This is a genomic window from Enterococcus sp. AAFC-DPL-5146 (assembly GCF_058216635.1).
In genome coordinates, this window is sequence record NZ_CM177103.1 from 1668744 (window position 1) to 1694351 (window position 25608).

Genomic DNA, 25608 nt, shown 5'->3' on the forward strand with positions numbered 1-25608 from the left:
GAGTATTCTTTTTTCACAAATCATGGTATATTTCATATTGGAGGTGACGTCGTGGAAATCGTAATTATCGACGCCTTGAGAACGCCTATCGGCAAGTACCGAGGACAATTAAAATCATTATCTGCAGTAGAATTAGGAACGGCTGTTACAAAAGAGTTACTTAAAAGGAATGAACAAGCGGCAAACCATATAAAACAAGTAATATTTGGAAATGTATTACAAGCAGGAAATGGCCAAAATCCTGCAAGACAAATTTCAGTCAACAGCGGATTAAGCGTTGAAGTGCCTGCTTTTACCGTAAATGAAGTCTGTGGGTCAGGAATGAAAGCAATCAGCTTAGCGAAACAAGCCATTCAATTAGGCGAAGCGGACGTTGTTTTAGCTGGCGGAACAGAAAGCATGACAAATGCTCCTGCTATCACTTACAAGGAAGAAGACACCTATTCAAAACCTGCTCCAACTATGATGGTTGACGGCTTAACAGATGCATTTAGTGGCAAAGCGATGGGATTGACAGCAGAAAATGTTGCTGAACAGTTTAACGTTACAAGAAAAATGCAGGATAACTTTGCGGCTCATTCACAAGTAAAAGCAGCTAAAGCACAAGCTGAAGGAAAATTTGTAAAAGAAATAGTACCCTTAATCATCAATGGGACTATTTTTCAAGATGACGAAGGTGTTCGTAAAGATACAACTTCTGAAAAACTAAGTACCTTAAAAACAGTTTTTAAGGACAATGGCTCTGTCACTGCAGGAAATGCATCAACGATTAACGATGCTGCATCTGCAATGATTCTAGCGTCAAAATCTTTCGCAGAAAAGCACCATCTTCCCTATATTGCTATCGTTAAAGATGCTACTGAAATTGGAATTGACCCAAGTATAATGGGTATTTCACCAATCAAAGCGATTCAATCCTTATTACAACGCAACAATATGAACGTTGAAGATATAGATTTATTTGAAATCAATGAAGCTTTTGCGGCATCTTCAATTGTCGTTCAAAATGAATTGAATATTCCTGAAGAAAAATTAAATATCTGGGGTGGCGGCATTAGTTTAGGACATCCAATTGGTGCTTCTGGAACAAGAATCGTATCAACTTTAGCGCACCAATTAGAAGACACAAATAGTCAATACGGTGTGGCTTCACTTTGTGTCGGTGGTGGTCTTGGGCTTGCTATGCTTATTGAACGCCCTCAAAAAAAAAACTCTAAAAAAAAATTTTATCAACTATCCAAAAATGAACGATTAACTTTTTTGCAAGAAACTGGAAACCTTTCTCTAGAGAACAGACAAGAGTTGGAAAACACCTCTTTAGATGAAGATATTGCTAATCACTTAATAGAAAATCAAATTAGCGAACTGGCTTTGCCAATGGGTGTTGTTATGGATGTTTTAGTGAATGAAAAAAAATATAATGTTCCTATGGTAACAGAGGAACCCTCAGTTATTGCCGCATGTAGTAATGGAGCCAAAATGATTCGAAACTGTGGAGGAATTCATAGTGAATTATCAGAAGGTCTTTTACGAGGCCAAATCGTTTTTATGAATGTTACTGAACCAATGTGTATAGAGAAAAAAATCAACCAGTTTACAGAAGAAATTTTCATTCAAGCAGAAAAAAGTTATCCCTCTATCGTGAAACGCGGAGGCGGATTAAAAAAAATCCAAGTTCGTCAATTTCCAGATGACATAGGCTTCTTATCAGTGGATTTACTTGTTGATACAAAAGATGCTATGGGAGCTAATATTCTAAATTCCATTTTGGAAGGTGTAGCCAGCTTATTCCGTCAATGGTTTGATGAAGAAATTCTATTTAGTATCTTAAGTAATTTTGCAACAGAATCCTTAGTAACTTCTACTTGTAGTCTTTCCTTTGCTAGTTTAAGTAAAACAGGAGATGTAAAATCTGGAAAATTAGTGGCTGAAAAAATTGCTGCTGCTTCAAAATTTGCTCAACTAGATCCTTACCGGGCAGCGACACATAACAAAGGAATCATGAACGGTATTGAAGCTGTAGTTTTAGCAACCGGTAATGATACACGCGCAGTAGCTGCCGCGGCTCACGCCTATGCAGTGAAAGGAACTTATCGTGGATTAAGTCAATGGGAAATTCTAGAAGATGGCTTAAAAGGCACAATAGAGTTACCTTTAGCTATCGGAACAGTTGGCGGTGCCATTAGTGTATTACCTAAAGCACAAGCTGCTTTAGAAATTTTAAGCGTAACTACCGCAAAAGAATTAGCAGAAGTCATTGCTGCTGTCGGTTTAGCTCAAAATCTAGCTGCTTTACGCGCCTTAGTGACAGAAGGAATTCAACAAGGTCACATGTCCATGCAAGCTCGTTCTTTAGCTATGTCTATCGGTGCGAAAGGATCAGAAATTGAAATCATCGCAGAAAAGCTAAAAACAGGTTTAATGAATCAAGAACAAGCATTGGCGTTTTTATTAGAATTAAGACAGTCGTAATGCTCGTTTACAACATAAAACGTCTTATTTTTATATCAATTTCACGAGAAAAATTAAACACTTAGACAAAGTAGAATAGACTGTGTCAGTAGCCGACCCCAGATACGCTACCTATACAGTTTATTCTACTTTCTTCTTACCTATTTTTTAAAACCATCTTAAATTTAATACTATTTCAGATTTTTTTGTAAATTTTTTTAATTTTTATTTAAAGCTGTTACAATTATTTTCGAGGTGAAAATAGTGGTTTTATTCGTAATTTTCTTTATTTTAGCAATTTTATCATTATTTAAGTATCGAGTAACAAAGGAAAGTCTATATTTATATATCGCATTATCTTACTTTGTCTGTTCCTTGCTTCTATTCTTTATTTTACGTTAATTGTTTCTCCGCATTTGGAAAGTTGACCCCATCCACCGGTTTCCCGCAAAGGAAAAAAACACCAAAATTATTCGATGGGGGTCCTGTTTGCTAATCTGTGTGTATAAAATTCTTTAACTGTTAATGATAAAATCCCCTGCGTTAATTCTTCTTGTTCTATATCTAAGATGGATTTCGTCAGATTATTAAGTCGTTCCTCGTTTCCATAACTAAAAACCTTTAACATGCTTATGAGATTCCTTATAGTAATGCGTTCATACGAATTAATATAACCTAACAAAGCTACTACCTCTTTAGGCGAAATATCTTTTCGCATTGGCTTGATTCCTGTTGACTTTAGCATGTTTTCACCACCATTCATCTTCCCACTTTCTTTTCTTTTTACTGGATCGATAGTTAAACCGCTTGTGTCTTCTGTTATGACAGTCTTTACATAGAGTTCTAAGGTTGGTAAACTCCAAAACTAATTCCGGATAGTCTTCTAACTCTTTAATATGATCTACTTCCAGAACAACTGGATTACCATGTTAATCAATACTATATTGAGTAGTAACTTTACCTTCTTCTTTACACCATTGACATTCATAGTGATCGCATTCTAAACATAGCCTCCTTAGTTGTTTCCAAGAAGGCGAGGAATAGAACTTAGCTCGTGAAGCTTTTGTTGATGTGTCTATCCTCACTGCATATAAGTCTCATTAGTTAAACTATTGTGATACAAAGTCTTTTGATTAAAGTCAGAACCAACCTACAAACATATTTGCACCACCATCGATAGGGTTTTATGTCATGTATTGATACGAACAAGAAACAACAGGCGCCTCTTCACCATTAATAATCACTTCAGGAACAGCACTCTTATTTAGTGTAAATTTTATTTGTTCCGATTGTTTCATAACTCACCGCCACCTTTCAGTTTTTCGTGATACACCCCTAGATAAATACGTTGGATGTCTAACACCTTATCAACTGGCGTAACCACACCATCACTTGTTTCAGTTGGTTTATTAATATCTATGTGCAATTGTTCTAACATTGATTTATTATGAGGTTGCTGAAGAATCGTCTGCATGACATAAAATAATAGCGCTGATGTTTCTTCTACTGTGACCCCATATAAACCCAGCACTTCTAAAAACGTAGCAGCAATATTATCAACATTCTTTCCATCACGAAACTCTTTCATAATTTTTAAATGATCTTGTTCTGTAAATTTTTTATGTTTGTGCTCTTGGTTTTTTTCACAATCAAACTCCTTCCTCTAAAAAAACAACCGCCATGAATGACGGTTAGTTAATTATGTTATAATAATACTGATCATAGCCACCTAACAAAGGAGCCACCCGCATATTAGTTATACTGTTTAAAACTTTGTCCATGGTTAAAATACTGCATGATATCTATCACCGTCACAGGGTTAAGAGGTATAAACCAAGGCACAAGAAAAGGAGATAGCCTTTGAGCTGTCTCCTTGTTTGTTTTATTATAATTCAAAATCAATATCGCTGTAGTCGATAACTTCCTGGGACTTCACATGAATTCCCGAAGTTAACCCTACTTTTATTTTTAGTGTTGTTACCGATGCATTCATAACTCTAATTCTTTCTTTACCCACAAAATTTGCTGATCCCGGAAAATTATCAGGCACTGTAAAATCAATACTTCCTTTCGTACCATAACCCGCAAAAGAATTATATCGATTGTGAACGTTATCGTATAGACCAAATCTATCAACAACGATCGCTTCTGGTTCGCAAGAATCAATTTTAAATTTAACTTTAAATTTCGATGCTAATTGTTGGCTAGAAAATCCACCAACATTAAACTCTACAAACTCTCCAGTTTTTAGCTCTGCTTCTTGTATCAGCGGCAATGCACGTGCTGCTGAATAATTTAACGCTTTTGGCATTTGTTCTTCCGCTTCTGCTATATTAGCTATTCCAAACACCCCGACTACTACCAAACAACTTGCAACTAACAAACTTTTCTTTAACATCAAACCACTCCTTAACTTTTAGTAACTTAATTTTAACATAAAGAACACTAAAGTGAAAGGTTATAATTTAAAATGCCACCGCCACGAATGACGGTTATCTGAAATATAATCCCACTAAGTCGCTAGCAACTCTAAAATCAGTATACCTGACAATCTCTTTGCCTTCTGAATCTAAAGTCTTTCCCGACTGCTGGAACACGGTAAGTTTATTAGTTTGAGTCACCAATCGGATTAGCTCACCTTTGATGCAATATGTGATGCCGTTTAAAAGTAATGTCACTTTGGCAATCATTAGTTACCTCCTAAGTATTTTATGTAATATAAAAAGGAGATGCCCGCTAAGCTGTCTCCTTGTTTAAATCACATATAATTTATGTTTTACATATCCTTATTTATTAACTTTAGATATAAAAAATACTGTTTCAAAATACCTGTCATACTCTTCAATTTGTTTTATGTTATCCGTCAGAATTTTTACCCAACTTTCATCTAAGTTTTCCATGTGTTTGTAAAGAAAATCATTTAGTTCTTTTGTAGTCATATGAGCCTTTACCTCATATGGCATCAACAACTTACCATACGAATCTTTAACCCCCATGTTTAAAAACGGTTCAAAGTACATGCTGATTTTACCGCCCCGTAATTCATAATACTTTTTCGTTACAGATTCTGTAACTTCTTGATCTTCACTGAAATATTTTGGGTATAAATCAAGTAAACTTCTTGTTGTTTTTTCATTTTCTCTAGGACTAAAATCCATAATACTTGCTATTTGGCTAATAAATAATGGCTTTAACATCTTTTTTACCATCTGTTCATTTTCTTTTTTTAGTTTAGCTATTGTCTTAGAGTTAATATAAATTTGATAGCCTACTATAAAAAAAGCCAATGTTGTAACTATTCCAACCAACGTATAAGCAAAAGTAATTTGCCTGTCCATTTGCTCAAGTACATCCTTACTTATTTTTACAACTTCCATTTGTTTCACCCCGATATGTTTTTCTTATATCATATCTGAGTGAAAAATGATTTTAAAGAGAACTAAAGTTCTTCTTTGATCTCTCCCCATACATGAAAACCTAATGATGTGAAAAATATAGTGAAATAAAGATAGAAAAATATATCATAGACTAATATAGGATTAATGATTGCTTGTCCCATTAGACCGAAAAAACTTCATGACCTTTTGCCTCAAAAGGCTTTTCCTATCGATCTTGTTCCCGCAAATAATTCTAATATTTTCATATAATCACAAAGGAGTAAAGAGCTTTTTAGTGTCGGCCGACAAACCTCCGCTCCTTTCATGTTACATAATATTAATAATTAAATCCTTAAGTTCTTTGATGAATTTCTCTTCTGTTTCGTTCGTTGTATATTTTTTGATAAAATCATTAATCTGTTTGGTGTTATCGTCTAGACAATCGTCATTGCCTTTAATTGTGGAAATGTAATTTACAATTTCGCTGACCATCCCCACTCATTCCTTTCGTCAGTTTTAGATATTTATTTCTTGCGCTCCTGGTGATACAATTATTTAAAAGGAGTGATTTTCTTGAAAAAGTTTTTATCTAAACGCATACTACTTATTTTTATTCTTGCAACTGTTTTATTTTTTCTTATTCATTTTTTCGCTATTTACGTATTATCTTAATCTACCTCCTGCTGTTGAGGCTATACTTTACTACGTTACTTCTAGAGGCTCTATAATTGATGATGATTCTTATCTGATTGATTTTAACAATATCCCTCTTGATTATGACAGTATAGCCCAAGTTTCTGATGCGAAAATATTGATTACTGACACTAACCAAGAGAGATTCAATGAAAAGGCAAAACAAAAAAGAGGACGTAAAGTATCGGATCAAATCAGAGGAAACTAAAACAACTGCTGGTATGCGAGAAATTGACTTACCTAAAAAAGCAGTCACTATTTATGAGGAACTACTAACGTTAACTCCAGATTCAGGAACCCCTTTTGTTTTCTCAACCTCAAAAGACACACCTATTCAAATCACTGCGGTCAACACCTATCTAAGGTGGCTAAAAGAAAAAACTAAAATTGATAAACCTCTAAGCACTCATATTTTTAGACATACTCATATTTCAAAATTGGCTGAAATTGGTACTCCTCTTTTCGCAATCCAAGATAGAGTGGGTCACGAGAACAGTCGAATTACAGAATCAATATATCTGCACGTTACTAAAGGAGTCAAAGATAAATTGAAAAAAGACATTGAACTTTTTTAGCCCTCCGCCCCTTTTCTGCCCCCTTTTCAAAATTACTAAAGAAATATTTCAGCTTAATCATTCAATTTAATAATAGACAAAAAAATAAAACCCCTTGATAATCAAGGGGTTTACTGTTAATTAATAACAAGTTTTTAACGACGGATTTCTTTAATACGAGCTGCTTTACCGTGTAATGCACGTAAGTAATAAAGTTTCGCACGACGAACTTTACCATAACGAACTACTTCGATTTGAGCAACACGTGGCGTGTGTAATGGGAATGTACGTTCCACACCAACACCGTTAGAAATTTTACGTACTGTATAAGTTTCGCTGATACCAGCGCCACGGCGTCCGATAACAACTCCTTCAAATAATTGGATACGTTCGCGTGTTCCTTCGACTACTTTCGCATGTACGCGAACAGTGTCTCCAGGACGAAACGCAGGGATATCCGTACGTAATTGATCTTGTGTTAATTCTTGAATTAATGGATTCATTCTTTTTTCTCCTCATTCCAAACATTCTTATGGCACTGCCACAGCGGAATATCGTAATAGTTGAGCGCTTTGCACTCACTGGAATAGTTTAACACAGCTCTTCCTAGCTGTAAAGGGATTTTTCTTTAAAGGCAACTTATCGTCTAGTCTTTTGTCGCATTTTCTTCCTCAATAATCTCAGCAAGAAACTTTTTCATTTCATCATCCAATTCAAGTGTTTCAAGCATATCAGGACGTCTTAAATAGGTTCTACGTAATGATTCTTTCAACTGCCATTCAGCAATTAGCTTGTGATTTCCATTCGTTAAAACTTCTGGTACACTCATACCATTAAATTCAGCTGGACGTGTATATTGAGGATGCTCTAACAAACCTGTTGAATGAGAATCAGTTTGAGCGGATAGTTTGTTACCTAAAACATCAGGTAGTAAACGAACAGTAGCATCAATCATCACCATAGCACCTAACTCTCCTCCAGTTAGCACATAATCCCCCAAAGAAACTTCATCAGTCACTAAAGAACGGATACGCTCATCATACCCTTCATAATGACCACAGATAAAAACTAAATGCTCTTCTTCAGAAAATTCCTCCGCCATTTTTTGATCAAATGGTTTACCAGCTGGATCTAGCAAAATAATACGCTTCTTCGACTCAGGTGCTGCTTCTTCAATTCGCTTCAAATTATCATAGATTGGCTGGACTTTTAATAACATTCCAGCTCCACCTCCATAAGGATAATCATCTACTGACTGATGCTTATTATCCGCATGATCACGAAAATTCGAAACATTGATCTCCAGTAAATTTTTCTCTACAGCTTTTCCAATAATTGACTCTCCCATTGGACCTTCAAACATTCTTGGAAAAAGCGTCAATACATCAATTCTCATCGTCAATCAAACCTTCTGGAATTTCTACGCGAACGATTCCTTTTTCTAAATCAATCGACTGAACAACAGATTCAATATAAGGAATTAATATATCTTTTTTCTTCGGACGCTGAACCACCCAAACATCATTAGCTCCTGGTGAAAGAATCTCTTTGATCTTGCCAAGTTCTTGATCTTTTTCATCAATAACCGTCAAACCAATGATCTCATGATAATAAAACTCATCTCCTGGTAAATCTGTTAAATCATCTTTTGATATCTTCAAAATACCGTCACGATATTTTTCTACATCATTGATAGAAAAATGATCTTCAAAGGTGACAATATCAAAATTTTTATGTTTCCGATGAGATTTAATCGTTAATTCAATGGGTTGTTTCTTTTCTTGAAATAATGTCAAAACTGATCCTTTTTTATAGCGTAACTCTGGAAAATCTGTCTGAGAAATAATACGTACTTCCCCTTTTAAGCCTTGGGTGTTAACGATTTTCCCAACATTTAAATATTCAGTCACTTAAAACCCTCATTTCAAAATTTTAGTCTTTCTCATTCTACCATTTCTATAGACTGAATTCTATTATATATACAAAAAAAGAAAGCCATTCAATAAAGAATCGCCTTCTTTTAATTTGTTTAAGCATTCACACCCGTGAGTGTTCCATAAATAAGAAATAAATTCAACGCTGTTAAAATAATTGCGATTATCCAAGCTAAAACTTTTACCCACATTGGATTAGCGAACCGACCCATGATTTTTTTATTGCTTGTATACATCGTTAAAGGAATAATTGAGATTGGTAACGCAATACTTAAAAACACCTGCGTATAAAGCAATAAATCTTCTACAGCTGATTCCCTTCCCCCATAAAGAATCACACAAATAATAACCGGCACAATCGCTATCAACCGTGTAACGACTCTACGCATCCATAGAGGCATTTTCAAATGAATGAACCCTTCCATAACGATTTGTCCTGAAAGTGTTCCTGTGATCGTTGAGTTTTGACCAGAGGCAAGTAAAGCAATTGCAAATAAAATACTTAAAACCGGACTAGCAATATTCCCTACAATATCTGGATTTTTTAATGCGTCAAATAGGTCAACAAACTTACCTAGATCGCTATTTGTTCCATAAAATAAAGCTCCACCCAAAATCAGCAATAAACAGTTAACAATAAATGCAACAGTCAATTGAATATTGGAATCCCAAGTCGTAAAACGAATAGCTTTAGCCTTCTCTTCATCATCATTACGGTCAAATTTTCTTGCTTGAGCAATTGATGAGTGCAAGTATAAATTATGCGGCATCACCGTTGCACCGACGATTCCTAATGCTAAAAATAACATTGACTTATCAGTAGCAATTCTAGTATCTGGTATAAAACCACGTAACACTTCTCCAATATTCGGATCAGCAAGTGCTACTTCATAAGCAAAAACAAAAAAGATAACAGCAATCAAACAAAAAACAATCGCTTCAATTTTTCTAAAACCTAATTTTGTCAAAAGTAATAATAGTAAAACATCAAATGTCGTGATAATTACCCCAAGTAGTAATGGAAAACCAAACAGCAATTGTAAAGCAACCGCTCCACCGATTACCTCGGCAATATCCGTTGCCATAATGGCAAGCTCAGTAATGATCCATAAAACAAATCCAGTCTTTTTACTGGTATGCTCTCTAGTCGCTTGTGCTAAATCTCTACCAGTCACAATACCTAATTTAGCCGCCATACTTTGAAGTAGCATAGCAATCAAACTGGATAAGAGAATGACACTTAACAAGGCATACTTATATTCTGCACCACCAGCAATAGATGTAATCCAATTACCAGGGTCCATATAGCCAACTGCAACTAAGGCTCCTGGACCACTATACGCTAATAATGTACGCCAAAAATTAGCATCTTTTGGTACTTCAACAGTATTATTGATTTCTTCTAGACTGGGGCCATTAGCATACTCCAGTAATTTTTCAGTTTCTGATTTTTCTTCTTTCATGTTTCTCCTTCTTTCATCTATATCTATCAGGTTTAAATTATTATATTTTTAGGTGCGCCATAATCCTTAAATTTATTATAATCCTCTCATTGTTTCTTGTAAATAGTAAACTCTTAGTTATTTTTTCCAATTCAGTCTAAAGTAGGATGTTTTCATTACGTGATTTTCGTATAATTTTTATTATAGATTAGTTCTTACAACTTTGTTCGTGAAAAACGACTACTAACAATGGTAAAATAAGAAGAAGACTTTTATACTAAGGATAGTTACTTTAAGGAGATGATACAAATGAGCATCGCACTTTCAAGAAAGATTATTAATGGCATTTCTATCGTAGGAATGATCGCCACAATCGCTGTGACAATTTACTTTATACGATTAGGTGTTTTTAAAGATGTAGACGCTTTGAGAGGATTAGTCGGTGACTCAGTTATTTTGGGACCTGTTTTATTTATGTTGATACAGATTATTCAGGTTGTCATTCCTATCATTCCTGGTGGTATTAGTTGTGCTGCAGGGGTTCTGATTTTTGGCCCTTATGCAGGTTTTATCTATAACTACGTAGGTATTGCAATTGGTTCAGTCATTATTTTCTTATTAGGACGACATTATGGGAAACCATTTATTCTAAGTTTAGTTAGCGATAAGACCTATAACAAATATATCGGCTGGTTGGACAACGAAAAGCGCTTTGAACGTCTCTTCGCATTAGCCATTTTCCTTCCAATTGCTCCAGATGATGCTCTTTGTTTGATGGCAGGTTTAACTAAAATGTCTTTAAAGAAATTTACACTAATCATTATCTTGGCAAAACCTGTTTCAATCTTCTTATATAGTTTAGCCTTGATTTATGGTGGTACATTCTTAAACGGTTTATTGGGCTTTTAAAGCTTTAAACTATATAATAAACATTAGCTGGATAGGATGCAATTGTATCCTATCCCTTTTATTTCTACATAAAGGTGGATTACATAATGAAATACTTAAAGAATAGTTTTAAAAATATGATTGATTTTTTTTCAGGAACCACAGCCTATTTCCGCGATGTTTTATTGATGCATGGATTTATGCTTTTTATACTACTCCCACTTTTGGCTAGTTCAACACGTTTTATCTTAAAACAAGGAAAAATCGAGTACTTATCTTATGATACAATTCCAATCATTTTAGCAAAACATCCTGGCGTACTAATTGCCTTGATTATCGTACTTTTGGCAATTGTAATTGCAGTATTTTTTGAATTTACCTTTTTACTATTGAGCATTTTTTTCATAAAAAAAAGAGAGCCAATCTCTCTAACAAATTTGCTTAAAGGGACATTCCTGCAACTAAAGAAAATTCGTTTTAGCACTATTCTTTTTTTCCTGTTCTATTTTTTCTTTGTTTTGCCCCTAAGCGGGTTAGGATTCAATTCAGATCTATTAGCAAAAATAAAAGTTCCAGCATTTATTATGGATTTTATCTTTGCCAATCGTGTGACAATCATTGCTCTAGTTGGTTTAGGTTATTTAATCTTCTTCTACCTTTCCATTCGTCTCATCTTTGCACTGCCTGAAATGATTTTAAGAGATGTCCCTTTTCGTCAAGCCATAAAAGAAAGTTGGCGCTCAACAAAGAATCACTTTTTTAGAATTCTCGGACAGTTTGTTGTAATTGGTGGAAGTATTCTTTTAGTTTTTGTTGTCAGCTATACTGTAATTTTGAGCGTTCAAGCAATTATTGAGTCTGCTTTTCCAAATTATGCGCTAATCAGTGCTGTGGTTGCAATGACACTATTACAATTTATTTTACTCCTTAATATCATCTTTTCTACTGTCGGAATTTTCTATATCACGATTGACTATATGGATGATGAAGGATTTTTACCAGACTTGCCACAATGGTTTTTCAACCAGCCAAAACAAACAAAAAAAGAATGGACAGCTCTAAAAATTGGTTTATTTGCTTTTATCGCCGCGATATTTGGGATTGGTGTTGGAACTTACAATACTAATTATTTAAGCAATCCATCGGTTACAGAGCCACTAACAATTTCTCACAGAGGTGTTGATGCCTCAAATGGTGTTCAAAACACATTGCCAGCACTTGAAAAAACGAGTTTAGAGCATCCTAGTTATGTGGAAATGGATATACAAGAAACCAAAGACAAGCAATTTGTTGTCATGCATGATTTTAATTTAAAAAAATTGACTGGGGTAGACAAGAGACCCAATCAACTGACTTTGGAAGAATTAACTAAATTAACTGTCAAAGAAAATGGAATGAAAGCTAGTGTTTGTTCCTTTGATGACTATCTAGATAAAGCAAAATCACTCAATCAAAAACTATTAATTGAGATCAAAACGACACCTCAAGATAGTCCAGATTTAGTCAAACGCTTTACTGAGAAATATCGGAAAACAATCTTATCCGAAAAACATATTCTTCATACATTAACTTTTAACACAGCAACGCAATTGAAAAAAGAGGAACCAAAGTTTTATGTTGGCTACATTCTTCCTTTTAATATTGTAGGACCACCAATTACAAATGTTGATTTCTTTACAATGGAATATACAACTTTAAATCGAAACTTTATCAATGCAGCTCATGATGACGGAAAAAAAGTCTATGCTTGGACGGTCAATGATGAAGATACAATGACACGTATGATGTTTTATGGTGTAGATGGTATCGTTACTGACGAGTTGAAATTGCTGAATGAAACGATTAAGACTGATTTAGATGAACTAACCTATTCAGATAAATTATTACACTTTGTAATTGGTATTGGCTAAAAAATAAATAAGAGCTTAAAGTAAACATTTCAGTCTACTTTAAGCTCTTATTTTTATTTTCCACTCATCCTTGTTTTGCCATCTTGACACATATATAACAATGGACAAGTATCACATTTTGGATTCCTTGCTAAACAATGATACCGACCAAAAAAAATCATTGTATGATGAGTTTTCACCCATAGTTCTTTAGGAATTTTTCGCATCAGCGTTTGTTCAACTTCCATAACATTAGCGTCTAATTTACAGATTCGCAGACGTTTTGATACCCGCTCTACATGAGTATCCACTGCAATCGCAGGCTCACCAAAGGCATCACCCATCACAACATTCGCCGTTTTACGACCAACGCCAGCAAGTGAAGTCAGCTCTTCTCTCGTTTCAGGAACTTTACCATCAAAACGTTCTAATAGTTGAGCTGCACAAGCTTTAATGTTTTTCGCTTTATTTCGATATAAACCAATCGTTTTAATCTTTTGAATAATATCCTCAACCGAAGCCGCCGCAAGTGTTTCAGGTGTTGGGTATGCAGCAAATAGTGCAGGTGTAGCCTTATTTACTGAAACATCTGTCGCCTGTGCACTTAAAATAACAGCAATCAACAGTTGAAAGGGACTTTCATGTGTAAGTTCACATGCAGCATCCGGAAACATATCATACATGATTTCTATTGCTTCCATCGTTTTCTCTTTTGAAAGCATCTATCTACCTCCTACTCACTATCTTCTGGATTAAGCCAATTGTGTAGGGTAACTTTTGGAATTGACTCAGTAACAGGGCCCTGTTCCTCAATTTCTTTTTGAATCAATGCCTGTTTTCTGCGCTTTTGATCTTCTGCAACTTGCTCTTTTGTTGTGATATTTTTACGTTCCCAAGCAAGTAAGATCCGATCAATGTATTTCAAACTATAGGCTTGATTCAATACAGCCTCTCTCAAAGCTAATCTTATAAGCTCAGGTTGATAATGATCCGTTTCCAGCCATTGTCCTATCATTTCTAATTCAATTGGTGATAACTGGCGCCCAAATTCTTTTTCAAAGCCTTGATAGAGTTGTTTGATTGTTTCTTCTGATGTCACTTCTTTTTGTTTCTCCATTTGTTTTTGTTGTAAAAGAGCAATTTTATCAAAAATCGGCAGCAAATCATACGTATCCATCATTTGCCCTTGTTCATTTTGTTTTGTTTCAATCATTAAAAAACCACGGGAAACAAGTTGATTCATAAGTTTATAAATAACATCAATTGATTTCCCCATAATCTGGCTGATATCTGCTAAATCTGGAAATAAATCTCCTTTTGCTTGTGAACGGAACAATTGCAGCCAAAATAAAAATTCTTCATCGGTTAAACCAATTTTTTGATAGTTCTCAATTACCAAGTTGGAGACAGTCGTTTCACCAGCTTTTAGATATTCATTAATTGATAACATAACTGCTCCCTACTTTCTGCTACTAAATAGATATAACTATAAAAACCGTTATTCTTTAATATTGTACACATCATAATAGATAGATTTCATATAGTCGATCAAGTATTGCGGGTTCAATGCTTCTCCTGTTGCATCTAGAATCAGCTGATTTGGTTTTCTTGATGCCCCGTATTGGTGGATATGTTGCGTTAACCAATTTTTGATTGGAGAATAATCATCGCTAGCCAAAACATTGTCAACATCGATTTCTTTTTCCATTGCATGATGCAGTTGTGCTGCGTACATATACCCTAATGCATACGATGGGAAATACCCAAAACTACCGCCAGACCAATGAACATCCTGAACAATTCCATCTAGGTCATTTTCTGGTCGAATCCCTAAGTATTCATCATATTTATCATTCCATACTTGCGGAAGCTCATCGACAGAAATATCTTCATTAAAAATCATTTTCTCTATTTCATAACGAATAATAATATGCAATGGATAAGTTAAACTATCCGCTTCAACTCTAACTAAACTAGCTTTTGTTTCCTTAAGCGAATCATAGAAGGTGTCAAAATCAATATCATCAAATGTCCCCTCCGTGCATTCTTTGAAAAATGGAAATTGTTTTTTCCAGAATTGCTTATTGCTACCGATAATAATCTCATTAAATAACGATTGCGATTCGTGAATCCCCATTGATGCTCCTGTTGCAAGAGGTGTGTAATCATATTTAGGATCGATACTTTGTTCATAAATTCCATGACCTGCTTCATGAATAACGCCGAAAGTTGCCATTGAAAAATTATTTTCATCCCAACGAGTCGTGATTCGAGCATCCTTACGATTCAAAGCCAACATAAACGGATGAACCGTATCATCTAAACGACCACGAGAAAAATCATACCCAATTTTTTCTGCTATACCAATGACAAATTTCCGTTGTTGTTCTTTAGTCACTCGTCTAAACAAAAAGTCAGTACGCGGAGCAGTTCCTTTTTCAGCAATCGTTTTTCTAATTTCCATAATACCCGTTTTTACTTGTTCAAAAATTTGATCTAATTTTTCAACTGTTAATCCAGGTTCATACTGATCTAATAAGACATCATAATTCGTCGCTTCATCTTTTTTCCAATAGGAAATAAACTCTTTTAAGAAGTCAATAATTGTTTGAATTTCTGCTTTCATCTTGCTAAAATCTTTAGATTTTCTAGCCTTTAGCCAAGCTGTATGAGCGCTTGTTAGGGCTGTATTATAGGCCTGCATTCTTTCAGCTGGAATGCTATGATTCAGCTCATAATCTTTTTTAACATCCTCATAGACAGACAAACCCACTTCTGATAACTCATCAGAATGTGAGTCAAAATAAGCTAAGGCTTCTTGAACTTTTGGTCCTACACTTCGTTCAAATGCCATCCCGTATATATACCCAACAGTTTCTCCACGGAATTCACTACCCGCTTCCGGCATCCCTGTTTGGCTATCCCATTCTAGCAATCCTAGCGCCTCTTTCAATAACTGGATTTCTTTTATCTCTTGTAAAAATTCTTGTTCTTTCATATTCTTTCACCTACTCTTCTCTTGGTTTTCTCGGTGGTCTTTCTCCCCAATATTGGAATAAATCAGTACGTAATGCACCATTATAAAGTTTTCGTTTCTTAGTAGCTCTTGCTCCATAATATTGTTCGAAAGTTAAATCACTGGTTAAAATATATTTACTCCAGGTTTTAAGAGGACGGAAGACTTCTCCCATTTCTTTATATAATTTACGCACAGATTCTTCTTCGCCCAAACGTTCTCCGTATGGCGGATTTGCAACCATTACACCATATTCTTTTTCTGTAGTAAAATCTCGCAGAGCTAGTTGCTTAAATGTAATTGAATCTCCTAAACCGATTTCTTCTGCATTTGCTTTGGCAATTTCGATCATTTTCCCATTGATATCTGAACCCATAATGTCCAGCTGGATATCATAATCCGCTTTTTCATCAGCTTCTTTACGAACTTTTTCAAAAATAGCCGAATCAAACCAATCCCACGTCTCACAAACAAACTCTCGGTTAAAGCCAGGTGCAATATTATGCCCCATCAAGGCCGCTTCAATACAAATCGTACCAGAACCACATACAGGATCATAAAAGGGACGATCTTTACGCCAGTTTGTTAGAGTCACTAAAGCTGCTGCCATATTCTCTTTTAAAGGTGCCCCACCTTTTTCAATTCGATAGCCTCGCTTAAATAGACTGGGTCCAGTCGTATCAAGCGTCAACGTTACATGATCTTTTAAAAGTGCAACTTCTAATTGGAAAAAAGCACCAGTCTCAGCTAAAGGAACTGTAGCAGGTCGATGATACACTTCTCTCAAACGGTTTACGATTGCTTTTTTAGTAATTGATTGGCAATCAGGTGTGCTGTATAGTTTCGATTTGATAGATTTTCCAGCTACAGGAAATTCTGCATCCATTGGTAAATAATCTTCCCAAGGCAGTGCTTTGACTTTTTCGAATAATTCATCAAAGCTAAATGCATCGAATTCACCCACGATAATTTTCACACGGTCAGCTGTTCTTAACCATAAATTGGCTGTAGCAATCGTCTCCATATTCCCTTCAAATAAAGCTTTACCGTTTTCTACTTCACAAGGAATGTCTAAATCGCGTAATTCTTTTCCTACTAATGCTTCTAATCCGCTTGCCGCTGTAGCAACAAGTTTAAATGTTTTCTCTTTTGTCATGATATCTCCTCTTGTTCTTGATGATCTTAAGAACTAATTTGTTCGACTATATAAAATACTCTAGAGTATCTCTTACTTTAAAAAAAGCCTTCACAACAAAGTTGGAAGGTCATCCTGAATACTTGTAATTTTCTGTAAGCCATGTTCTGTATCGAGTGCCTCTCAGGGAAAAACACTCGACGGTCATCATCTATCTGCAGAAATTAATCTGCCTCTTCTACTCGTTCATTTCCTTTAGAAGAGCGCCCCTACCATTGTTTGGGTTGCTCGCTCGAGGGGTTTACCGCGTTCCACCAATTCCGTTTCCAAAATTGCTTCGTCACTGTGGCACTTTCAAGGGTACTTTGACATAGCCGAAACCTTAGTCATTTTTCCTGCCGTTACTCTTAAAAGTAAAAATAAGTTTGTTGAAAAACTAGCTTATTTTACTAAATCAAGTACCTTAGCTTATGATTTCGCTAAGCACGAACACTACAGACATCTCAGTCTGTGCGAGCATGGACTTTCCTCAGCTTGAATAATTCAAACCGCGATCACCCGAAAATTACAAAATATTTTATTCGATTAATTAAAATTGACGTGTTTCTGAGTTATCTACTTCGCGTTCGTAAGGATTATGCAAATTACTTTCGTACGGATTAGAATGACTCATACCTGAAATTGGATTTGAAGCAGGAGTATCATCTAATTTCTTACCAAATACTTCACGCTCTAGATTAGACAAACGTTTTAGAATATCGAAGTTTGTTACAGCTGCACTCTTAGGCATTTCTTGTCCGCCACGTGGAGGCATTGCTTGCTGTACTTTAGACGCTTGATCAAGCTTAGCTAATAAACGGTTGTTTTCTTCTTGTAAAGTTAACAGTTCTTTGTTGTACGCTTCATAATCTTTGATTACGTTATCTAAAAATTCATCAACTTCAACTGGATCATAGCCGCGCATTTTTGTTTTAAATTCTTTTTGTAAAATATCTTTTGGACTGTATACTAAATTTGCCATACTTACACCTCGTTATTTTCTTTGATTAGGATAAAAGTTCATAGTTCAACAGCATTATTGTATAGGAAAATCGACAGAAAATCAAACAGATTATCACTATTCCATCGAGTTTTGTAAATCATCCATTGTTATTAGGCGAATTTCATACGGAAATTTTTCAGAAAAAAGTTCCGCATCCTTTAAGAAATACTCCGTCTTCCCTGGATATTCCTTATCATAAACCAACAAACTAGCACCAGAATGTTCTAATAAAAAACGTGTATGCATTTTTAATTGGGCTGGAGATTTATAAGGTTGATGACTCACAGAATCTACGAAATCGGCTAAAAGTTCAATTTTTTCTAAATTTCCACGATTTTTTTCATTCCAATTGCTGCCGAACTCTTTAAATGGATAAATCAGCCCTAATTTTAATTCTGGATAATCATTTTTCAATTCTGCCACAACTTCTGCCGCCCAAATTTCTGTGCCAAGATTCCCGGAAACCAAAACCCACTCTAATCCAGTGTCTAAATAGCCTATAATTTCCTTTTTTAATACATTTTTAATAACTGCTATTTTCGGATCATTGTCTTGAAAAGCCCCGATTTCAAAGCTTTTATAACCAGTCACATAAAGTGTTTTTACGTTTTCCATAGACATTCCTTTTCTTTCATAAAGATTTTTTGTTATAATGTTGGCTAGGAGTGTGATAGAAATGGCTTTTCATTATCCTAATGGTACTCCCTATAACAATCATGAAGTACCTAAATCAAAAAAACAAGTAAAAAACCAAAAAACAATTCAATTTGGTAAACGAGGAATGGATTTTGAAGAAGAAATCAACAAAAGTAATGCGTATTATTTAATGCGCAACACAGCGGTCATCCATAAAAAGCCCACTCCCGTTCAAATTGTAAAAGTTGATTATCCTAGCCGCAGTGCTGCTGTAATCAAAGAAGCTTACTTTAGACAAGCTTCAACAACTGATTATAATGGTGTATATAATGGTTATTATCTGGATTTCGAAGCAAAGGAAACAAAGAATAAAACCTCTTTTCCTTTAAAAAACTTCCATCAACACCAGATTGATCACATTCAACAATGTTTGGCGCAAAAAGGAATTTGCTTTGTGTTATTATGGTTCTCTTCGTTGAATAGGTGTTTCTTTTTTAGCGGAGAAGATTTGGTCACCTGCTGGTCAAAACAAGAGAGCACTGGAAAAAAATCGTTGCCTTTACCCATTATTGAAAATAATGGGATAGAAATCCAAATTGGCATTGCGCCTAGAATCCCATATTTGGATGCAGTGAAGCAACATATTCAATCAAACAAAGGAGTTGCGATTAATGACAACTGATGAAATAGGATCACGTGCTGCTAGGCATGGACATACTCCTGATTCTAACAGCACTATAAACACCCCTTCTAATGGGGGCAAAAAACCGAAGAAAAAACGAATCCTACTAAAACTATTTCTAGTATTGATTCTCCTAGGAATCATTGGTTTTCTCGCTGGTTTAGGTCTTTTCTGGTCCTATGCCAAAGAGGCACCTAAACTAGATGATGAGAAACTAAGTGCAACCGTTTCTTCTAAACTTTTCGATGCAAACAATGAAGTGTTTGAAGAATTAGGTGCTGAAAAAAGGGAAATGATTAAACCAACTGAAGTTCCTCAATTATTGAAAGATGCTGTCGTATCAGTTGAAGACAAACGCTTTTACAAACATAGCGGTGTCGATCCAATTCGAATTTTAGGATCTGCTTTTTCTAACTTTAAAACAGGTGGTCTTCAAGGTGGTAGTACGCTCACTCAGCAACTAATCAAACTTTCTTACTTCTCTACAACAGAAAAAGATCAAAACCTTAAACGTAAGGCGCAAGAAGCGTGGCTTGCGATACAGTTAGAGAAAGAAAAATCAAAAGAAGAAATTCTAACTTATTACATCAATAAAGTCTATATGGCAAATGGTTTATACGGCATGGAAACAGCCGCTCAAACATATTATGGTAAACCATTATCTGAGCTATCACTTCCGCAAACAGCATTATTAGCCGGAATGCCACAAGCGCCAAATGATTATGATCCTTATGTAAAACCTGAGATTGCGAAAGAACGACGTGATGTTGTGTTATACACTATGAAAGAAAACGATAAAATCACGCAAAAAGAATATGATGATGCCAAAGCGACCCCAATAGACGACGGATTACAGCCATTAAAACAGTCTAATGACAATCGTAAAATCGTTGACAACTATATTAAAGAAGTTATTGATGAAGTCTCAAAAATGGGGAAAAATGTCTACACTGACGGGTTAGAAATCCATACCAACCTTGATATGAATGCCCAAAAACGTCTGTATGATATTGTCAACAGTGACACATATGTTCAATATCCTGACCAAGATTTCCAAGTTGCTTCAACCGTCATTGATGTCAAAACGGGTCAAGTCAAAGCTCAAATTGGCGGTCGTAACATTCCAGATGATGTTCAGTTGGGTACTAATTCGGCTGTTGAAACAGATCGTGATGTTGGTTCAACAATGAAACCCATCGCTGATTACGGTCCAGCCATTGAAGACTTGAATTATTCTACTGGACGAATAATGCTTGATAAACCAACTAATTATGAAGGAACAAATATACCAGTTACAAACGCAGATATGCAATATTATGGAGCTCTTACAATGCGCAAAGCCATTATGTATTCTCGTAATACAACAGCCATTCAAACATTCGATGCTGTTGGTAGTGATAAATCTGCTGCATTCCTTAAAAACTTAGGAATTGAATTTAAACAAATCGTTGCTGCTAATGCAATTTCAAGTAATACTATTGACTTAGGTGGAAACAAATACGGAGTTTCTTCCTTGAAGTTGGCTGCCGCTTATGCATCATTTGCCAACATGGGTGTTTACAATAAACCCTATTACGTTAACAAAGTAGTCTATCAAGATGGTTCAGAAGATGTAACACAAACTGAAAGCAAACGTGCTATGAAAGATTCAACTGCTTATATGATGACAGATATGCTTAAAGATGTTATCGGTGGCGGTACCGCATTTAATGCTGGAATACCAGGATTAATTCAAGCTGGAAAAACAGGAACAGCTAATTATACCGACGAGGACCTAGCAAAAATAGGTGCTTCTGAATCATCTAGTATCGCTCCTGACAGTACTTTTGTTGGTTACACGCCTCATTATGCCGTTTCTGTCTGGACAGGCTATAAGAATCGATTAACCCCTATTCCGTTTGAATATTGGGGAACTGCTTCTGATGTCTACAGAGAAATGATGACTTATCTCTCAGAAGGTGTTTCTAATGACGATTGGACAATGCCAGATAGCGTTATACGATCTGGTAGCGAACTATATGTGAAAGGTGCCTACGAAGAACAACCAATTAATTCAGATACTGGTTCTTATGCTTCTTCAAGTACAGAAAGTTCGACAAGTACTGAAGCAACAAGTAGTAACACTGTTCCTTCTCAAACCGAAGTACCAGTAATTCCATCTAGTGAAATACCAAATTCATCAAGTCAACCAGTCGAACCATCGGAACCAACAATATCTTCTGAAACAGTGCCAAGTAGTGAGTCGACGCAACCTACTACTCCAATAACACCAAATAACACAGTTCGAAGGCGTTCATCTTAAGTTTTAAAAAAAAGTACGAGGTCTGATTTTCAGACTTCGTACTTTTTTCTTTATTGATTATTTAAAGCTGCTTCAACAAATCCTTTGAACAAATGTTGTGGTCTATTTGGTCTAGAAATCAATTCTGGATGGAACTGACAACCCACAAAGAATTTTTTCTCAGGTAATTCAACAATTTCAACCAAGCGATTATCTGGTGAAACCCCTGAAAATACTAAGCCATTTTCTTCAAATAATTGACGGTATTTGTTGTTGAATTCATAACGATGACGGTGACGCTCTTGCACCACTTCTTGTCCTTCATAAGCTGCAGCAGTGACACTACCTTTTTTCAACTTACATGGATACAAGCCTAAGCGCAATGTTCCACCAAGGTTTTCAACATTTTCTTGATCGGCCATTAAATCAATAATGTTATTAAGAATATCAGGATTATTTTCTGCTGACCCAGCATCTTCTAATTTGACAACATTGCGAGCAAATTCTACACAAGCCATTTGCATCCCTAGACAAATCCCTAAGAACGGCACATCATTTTCACGAGCAAAACGAATTGCTTCGATTTTCCCTTCAACACCTCGATCACCAAAACCACCTGGAACTAAGATTCCATCAGCACCTTTTAGTCGCTCATCAATATTATCGGCAGTCAATTCTTGCGAATCAACCCAATCAATACTAATATCAGAATCAAAAGCAAATCCAGCGTGTTTTAATGCTTCTACTACTGAAAGATATGCATCAGGAAGTTCTACATATTTTCCAACTAGTGCAATTCTAGTCGTTCTCTTCAAGCCTAATACTTTTTCTTCCAATTTACGCCACTCTGTCATATCAGCGACTGGCACATCTAGCTTCAAGTGATCACAGACAATTTGATCCATGTTTTGAGCTTGTAAAGCCAAAGGAATAGAATAAAGAGTTTCCACATCACGTGACTCAATAACAGCTTCTGGTGCAACATCACAAAATTGAGCTAATTTATTTTTTGTGCCTTGAGAAACTGGTAACTCTGTACGAACAACTAAAATGTTAGGTTGGATACCTAAACTGCGCAATTCTTTCACACTATGTTGAGTTGGTTTAGTTTTCATTTCACCAGCAGCTTTTAAGTATGGAATCAAGGTTGTGTGAATGTACATTACATTGTCGCTACCCACATCAGCTTTCATCTGGCGTAATGCTTCTAAAAACGGCAATGATTCAATATCACCGACTGTTCCACCGACTTCTGTAATGATGATATCAGCATCTGTCATGCTGGCTGCACGCATGATTTTTTCTTTGATTTCATTCGTGATATGAGGAATAACTTGTACAGTTGCTCCTAAGTATTCACCCTTACGTTCTTTTCTTAATACTTCTGAATAGATTTTCCCTGTTGTCACATTTGAATATTTATTTAAGTTGATATCAATAAATCGTTCATAGTGACCTAAATCCAAGTCTGTTTCGGCACCATCATCTGTGACAAAAACTTCTCCATGTTGGTAAGGACTCATTGTTCCTGGATCCACGTTGATATATGGATCAAATTTTTGAATCGTTACTTTTAAGCCGCGATTTTTTAATAAACGTCCTAAAGATGCTGCGACAATTCCCTTACCAATTGAAGAAACCACGCCGCCTGTAACAAAGATATATTTTGTCATAATATAAAAAAACCCTTTCTCAAAATAGATTTGTAGAGATGAGTGAACAACGATTCTTTTTAATAGCCATAAAAAGCAAAAGCTCCCTATCCAAAATGAATAGGGAGCTGAAATTCGTTGTAAACTTCTGACCTTCTTAAAGGTGCCCAAGTAGTATAATACAAGCAAATCTGTTTGAGGTCAAGTTTTTCTATTAGAAGATTTTTGTTTTTTTTTTAAATATATACAGCATCCATTATTTATTCTTTGATGTAAGCATTTTTATAAGTGCTAGTTGCTCCAAAGTTATGATATTCGATCCCTTTAACACCTGGACGTACTAATTGTCCTCTTGCTTGTTGATATAGTGGAATCAACGCAACATCTTCTTCTACTAACACTTTTTCAGCAGCAATCAATGTTTCCCAACGCTTTTCAGGTTCATTTGCGTATTTATTCGACGCATCATCAATTAATTTATCGTATTTTTCACTACGATAACTTGTTTTGTTTTTTGTGCTAACAGAACTTTCTAAGAAAGTCATTGGATCTTGGTAATCTGGTCCCCACATACTGACAGAAAGTTCATAGTCTCCTTTTTTCATTAACTCAATTGAGTTATTCAAAGGAACCGTTTTTACATTTATTTTTAATCCTGGTAGTGTTTTTTCCAATTGTCCTTGAATAAATTCAGCAACTTTCTTATCGCCATCCCCATCTTTGGATAGGAGTTCAATTGTTACATCTCCATTCAATTCTTTTTTAGCTTTCTCTAAATATTCATTGGCTAATTTTTCATTCGTTTTAACTAAATCTCCAGCTTCTTTTCTGAAGTCTTCTCCTGTTTCAGGATTTGAAACAAAATCTTTAGGAATATATCCGTAAATATCTTTTGAACCATCTGCTAAAATATTTTCAACTAAACTTTTCTTATCAAGGGCATATGCAACTGCTTTACGAACATTTTCATTTGCGAAGATCGATGGTTTGTCATTTCTTTTTTGGTTCATTCTTAATGAATAGACTTTTGATCTCTGAATCGCTTCGTAATCTGGATTATCTTTATTTTGTTTAGCAAAATCTCCTGTAAGAACGGCTACATCTAATTCACCAGATTCATAAAGGTTAAACACGGTATTTGTTTCTTTTAGTACTTCAAAATGGATTTTTTCTGATTTCACTTTATCTGCATCATAGTAATCTGGATTCTGGACTAAATCCCACGACATTGAAGATTGATCCCAGTTTTCCATTAAGAAAGGTCCGTTTGACACGATATTCTCGCTGGATGTTCCATACTCTTTGCCTTTTTCTGTCACAAATTTTTCATTTTGTGGAAAGAAAGGTGAAAATGCTAATAACGATGTGAAGTAAGTCACTGGTTTAGCCATTTTTATTTCAAGTGTGTAATCATCTAACGCTTTGACACCTAATTCGTCTGCTGATTTTTCCTCATTTACGATTTCTGTTCCGTTAAGAATCGTTCCATCCATTAAGAAAAAATAGTTCGCTTGATTTTTAGGATCAGCCATTTTTTTCCATGCGAAAACAAAATCATTTGCTGTGACCTTATCACCGTTTGACCATTTTGCGTCATCTCTAAGTTTGATGGTATACGTTTTTCCGTCTTCTGAAATGTCTGGCATCTCTTTTGCCACAGCAGGAATAACGTTATCTTTTTCATCTAATTGATAAAGTCCTTCAAAAACATTACTTTGTGCATTTACACTAGGTTCATCTTGAGTAAAAATCGTGTCCATAGAACCTACTTCAGAAGCTTCCATTAAATTCAAGACTTTTGAAGACTTTTGTTCTTTTGAACCACCTTTACTTGCACTATCATTTGATTTGTTGCTACTATTTCCCCCACAAGCTGAAAGCAATAGTATTGTTGTCACTAATACAAGACTGCTTTTAATCCCTTTTTTCATACGTT

23 protein-coding genes, 1 other RNA gene and 2 pseudogenes are annotated in these 25608 nt (G+C 35.4%); 6 read left to right on the forward strand and 20 right to left on the reverse strand.

Annotated features, from left to right (window positions below; all coding sequences use genetic code 11):
- Nucleotides 1–51 precede the first annotated feature (51 nt).
- Nucleotides 52–2472: a hydroxymethylglutaryl-CoA reductase, degradative gene (locus tag AC4BB2_RS07525; RefSeq protein WP_490472350.1), complete on the forward strand. Its 2421-nt coding sequence runs from the start codon at nt 52–54 to the stop codon at nt 2470–2472.
- Between the two features lie 448 nt (nt 2473–2920).
- Here the strand turns inward: AC4BB2_RS07525 and AC4BB2_RS07530 are convergent, their stop codons facing one another.
- The 7 genes and pseudogenes from AC4BB2_RS07530 to AC4BB2_RS07560 all read right to left on the reverse strand — a co-directional run bounded on the left by AC4BB2_RS07530 (nt 2921) and on the right by AC4BB2_RS07560 (nt 6320).
- Nucleotides 2921–3214, reverse strand: coding sequence for a hypothetical protein (locus AC4BB2_RS07530; protein ID WP_490472351.1), 294 nt, complete (start codon nt 3212–3214; stop codon nt 2921–2923).
- Nucleotides 3201–3536: pseudogene (locus tag AC4BB2_RS07535) on the reverse strand (HNH endonuclease). Before AC4BB2_RS07535 ends, AC4BB2_RS07530 begins: the two are co-directional and overlap by 14 nt.
- A gap of 209 nt (nt 3537–3745) precedes the next feature.
- Nucleotides 3746–4039, reverse strand: a complete 294-nt coding sequence (locus AC4BB2_RS07540) for a hypothetical protein (RefSeq protein ID WP_490472352.1) — start codon at nt 4037–4039, stop codon at nt 3746–3748.
- 297 nt (nt 4040–4336) lie between these two features.
- Nucleotides 4337–4849 (reverse strand): hypothetical protein, encoded by a 513-nt coding sequence (locus tag AC4BB2_RS07545; RefSeq protein ID WP_490472353.1) that lies wholly within the window; start codon nt 4847–4849, stop codon nt 4337–4339.
- A gap of 94 nt (nt 4850–4943) precedes the next feature.
- Nucleotides 4944–5141, reverse strand: coding sequence for a hypothetical protein (locus AC4BB2_RS07550; protein ID WP_490472354.1), 198 nt, complete (start codon nt 5139–5141; stop codon nt 4944–4946).
- A 96-nt stretch (nt 5142–5237) separates the two neighbouring features.
- Nucleotides 5238–5828, reverse strand: a complete 591-nt coding sequence (locus AC4BB2_RS07555) for a hypothetical protein (RefSeq protein ID WP_490472355.1) — start codon at nt 5826–5828, stop codon at nt 5238–5240.
- Between the two features lie 327 nt (nt 5829–6155).
- On the reverse strand, nt 6156–6320 hold the full coding sequence (locus AC4BB2_RS07560; protein WP_490472356.1) for a hypothetical protein: 165 nt from the start codon (nt 6318–6320) through the stop codon (nt 6156–6158).
- Between the two features lie 350 nt (nt 6321–6670).
- On the opposite strand from AC4BB2_RS07560, the gene AC4BB2_RS07565 reads away from it, so the two are divergent.
- The gene (locus AC4BB2_RS07565; RefSeq protein WP_490472357.1) at nt 6671–7096 is read left to right on the forward strand and encodes a tyrosine-type recombinase/integrase; all 426 of its coding nucleotides are present in this window, start codon (nt 6671–6673) and stop codon (nt 7094–7096) included.
- Nucleotides 7097–7230: 134 nt separating this feature from the next.
- Here the strand turns inward: AC4BB2_RS07565 and rplS are convergent, their stop codons facing one another.
- The 4 genes from rplS to AC4BB2_RS07585 form a co-directional block, all read right to left on the reverse strand.
- Nucleotides 7231–7578: a 50S ribosomal protein L19 gene (gene rplS, locus AC4BB2_RS07570; RefSeq protein WP_069644564.1), complete on the reverse strand. Its 348-nt coding sequence runs from the start codon at nt 7576–7578 to the stop codon at nt 7231–7233.
- Nucleotides 7579–7721: 143 nt separating this feature from the next.
- Nucleotides 7722–8471, reverse strand: coding sequence for a tRNA (guanosine(37)-N1)-methyltransferase TrmD (gene trmD, locus AC4BB2_RS07575; protein ID WP_490472358.1), 750 nt, complete (start codon nt 8469–8471; stop codon nt 7722–7724).
- A complete protein-coding gene (gene rimM, locus AC4BB2_RS07580; RefSeq protein WP_490472359.1) occupies nt 8461–8985 on the reverse strand; it encodes a ribosome maturation factor RimM in 525 nt (174 codons plus the stop codon). The genes trmD and rimM overlap by 11 nt, the downstream gene beginning before the upstream one ends.
- A gap of 119 nt (nt 8986–9104) precedes the next feature.
- A complete protein-coding gene (locus AC4BB2_RS07585; RefSeq protein WP_490472360.1) occupies nt 9105–10472 on the reverse strand; it encodes an Nramp family divalent metal transporter in 1368 nt (455 codons plus the stop codon).
- 498 nt (nt 10473–10970) lie between these two features.
- Between AC4BB2_RS07585 and AC4BB2_RS07590 the strand changes: the two are divergent.
- Nucleotides 10971–11360: pseudogene (locus AC4BB2_RS07590) on the forward strand (TVP38/TMEM64 family protein); the annotation flags it as partial.
- A gap of 86 nt (nt 11361–11446) precedes the next feature.
- Nucleotides 11447–13249, forward strand: coding sequence for a glycerophosphoryl diester phosphodiesterase membrane domain-containing protein (locus AC4BB2_RS07595; RefSeq protein WP_490472361.1), 1803 nt, complete (start codon nt 11447–11449; stop codon nt 13247–13249).
- Nucleotides 13250–13302: 53 nt separating this feature from the next.
- Here the strand turns inward: AC4BB2_RS07595 and nth are convergent, their stop codons facing one another.
- The 7 genes from nth to AC4BB2_RS07630 all read right to left on the reverse strand — a co-directional run bounded on the left by nth (nt 13303) and on the right by AC4BB2_RS07630 (nt 19036).
- Nucleotides 13303–13950, reverse strand: a complete 648-nt coding sequence (gene nth / locus AC4BB2_RS07600) for an endonuclease III (RefSeq protein WP_490472362.1) — start codon at nt 13948–13950, stop codon at nt 13303–13305.
- An 11-nt stretch (nt 13951–13961) separates the two neighbouring features.
- Entirely contained in the window at nt 13962–14678 is a 717-nt protein-coding gene (locus AC4BB2_RS07605; RefSeq protein ID WP_490472363.1) for a DnaD domain protein, read from the reverse strand.
- 48 nt (nt 14679–14726) lie between these two features.
- A complete protein-coding gene (locus AC4BB2_RS07610; protein ID WP_490472364.1) occupies nt 14727–16226 on the reverse strand; it encodes a carboxypeptidase M32 in 1500 nt (499 codons plus the stop codon).
- 10 nt (nt 16227–16236) lie between these two features.
- On the reverse strand, nt 16237–17400 hold the full coding sequence (locus AC4BB2_RS07615) for a THUMP domain-containing class I SAM-dependent RNA methyltransferase (RefSeq protein WP_490472365.1): 1164 nt from the start codon (nt 17398–17400) through the stop codon (nt 16237–16239).
- Nucleotides 17401–17530: 130 nt separating this feature from the next.
- An RNA gene (rnpB, locus tag AC4BB2_RS07620) (RNase P RNA component class B) lies at nt 17531–17945 on the reverse strand.
- Nucleotides 17946–17968: 23 nt separating this feature from the next.
- Nucleotides 17969–18400: a cell division regulator GpsB gene (gene gpsB / locus AC4BB2_RS07625; RefSeq protein WP_490472366.1), complete on the reverse strand. Its 432-nt coding sequence runs from the start codon at nt 18398–18400 to the stop codon at nt 17969–17971.
- 96 nt (nt 18401–18496) lie between these two features.
- A complete protein-coding gene (locus AC4BB2_RS07630) occupies nt 18497–19036 on the reverse strand; it encodes an SLOG family protein (protein ID WP_490472367.1) in 540 nt (179 codons plus the stop codon).
- A gap of 61 nt (nt 19037–19097) precedes the next feature.
- Here AC4BB2_RS07630 and recU point away from each other — a divergent pair, with 61 nt between their 5' ends.
- Together recU and AC4BB2_RS07640 are read left to right on the forward strand one after the other, a co-directional pair.
- The gene (recU, locus tag AC4BB2_RS07635; RefSeq protein WP_490472368.1) at nt 19098–19739 is read left to right on the forward strand and encodes a Holliday junction resolvase RecU; all 642 of its coding nucleotides are present in this window, start codon (nt 19098–19100) and stop codon (nt 19737–19739) included.
- Nucleotides 19729–22041 (forward strand): PBP1A family penicillin-binding protein, encoded by a 2313-nt coding sequence (locus tag AC4BB2_RS07640; protein WP_490472369.1) that lies wholly within the window; start codon nt 19729–19731, stop codon nt 22039–22041. The genes recU and AC4BB2_RS07640 overlap by 11 nt, the downstream gene beginning before the upstream one ends.
- A gap of 50 nt (nt 22042–22091) precedes the next feature.
- Here AC4BB2_RS07640 and pyrG read toward each other — a convergent pair whose 3' ends face one another.
- Entirely contained in the window at nt 22092–23693 is a 1602-nt protein-coding gene (gene pyrG / locus AC4BB2_RS07645) for a CTP synthase (RefSeq protein WP_490472370.1), read from the reverse strand.
- A gap of 239 nt (nt 23694–23932) precedes the next feature.
- Nucleotides 23933–25603, reverse strand: coding sequence for a peptide ABC transporter substrate-binding protein (locus AC4BB2_RS07650; protein WP_490474682.1), 1671 nt, complete (start codon nt 25601–25603; stop codon nt 23933–23935).
- Between the last annotated feature and the right edge of the window lie 5 nt (nt 25604–25608).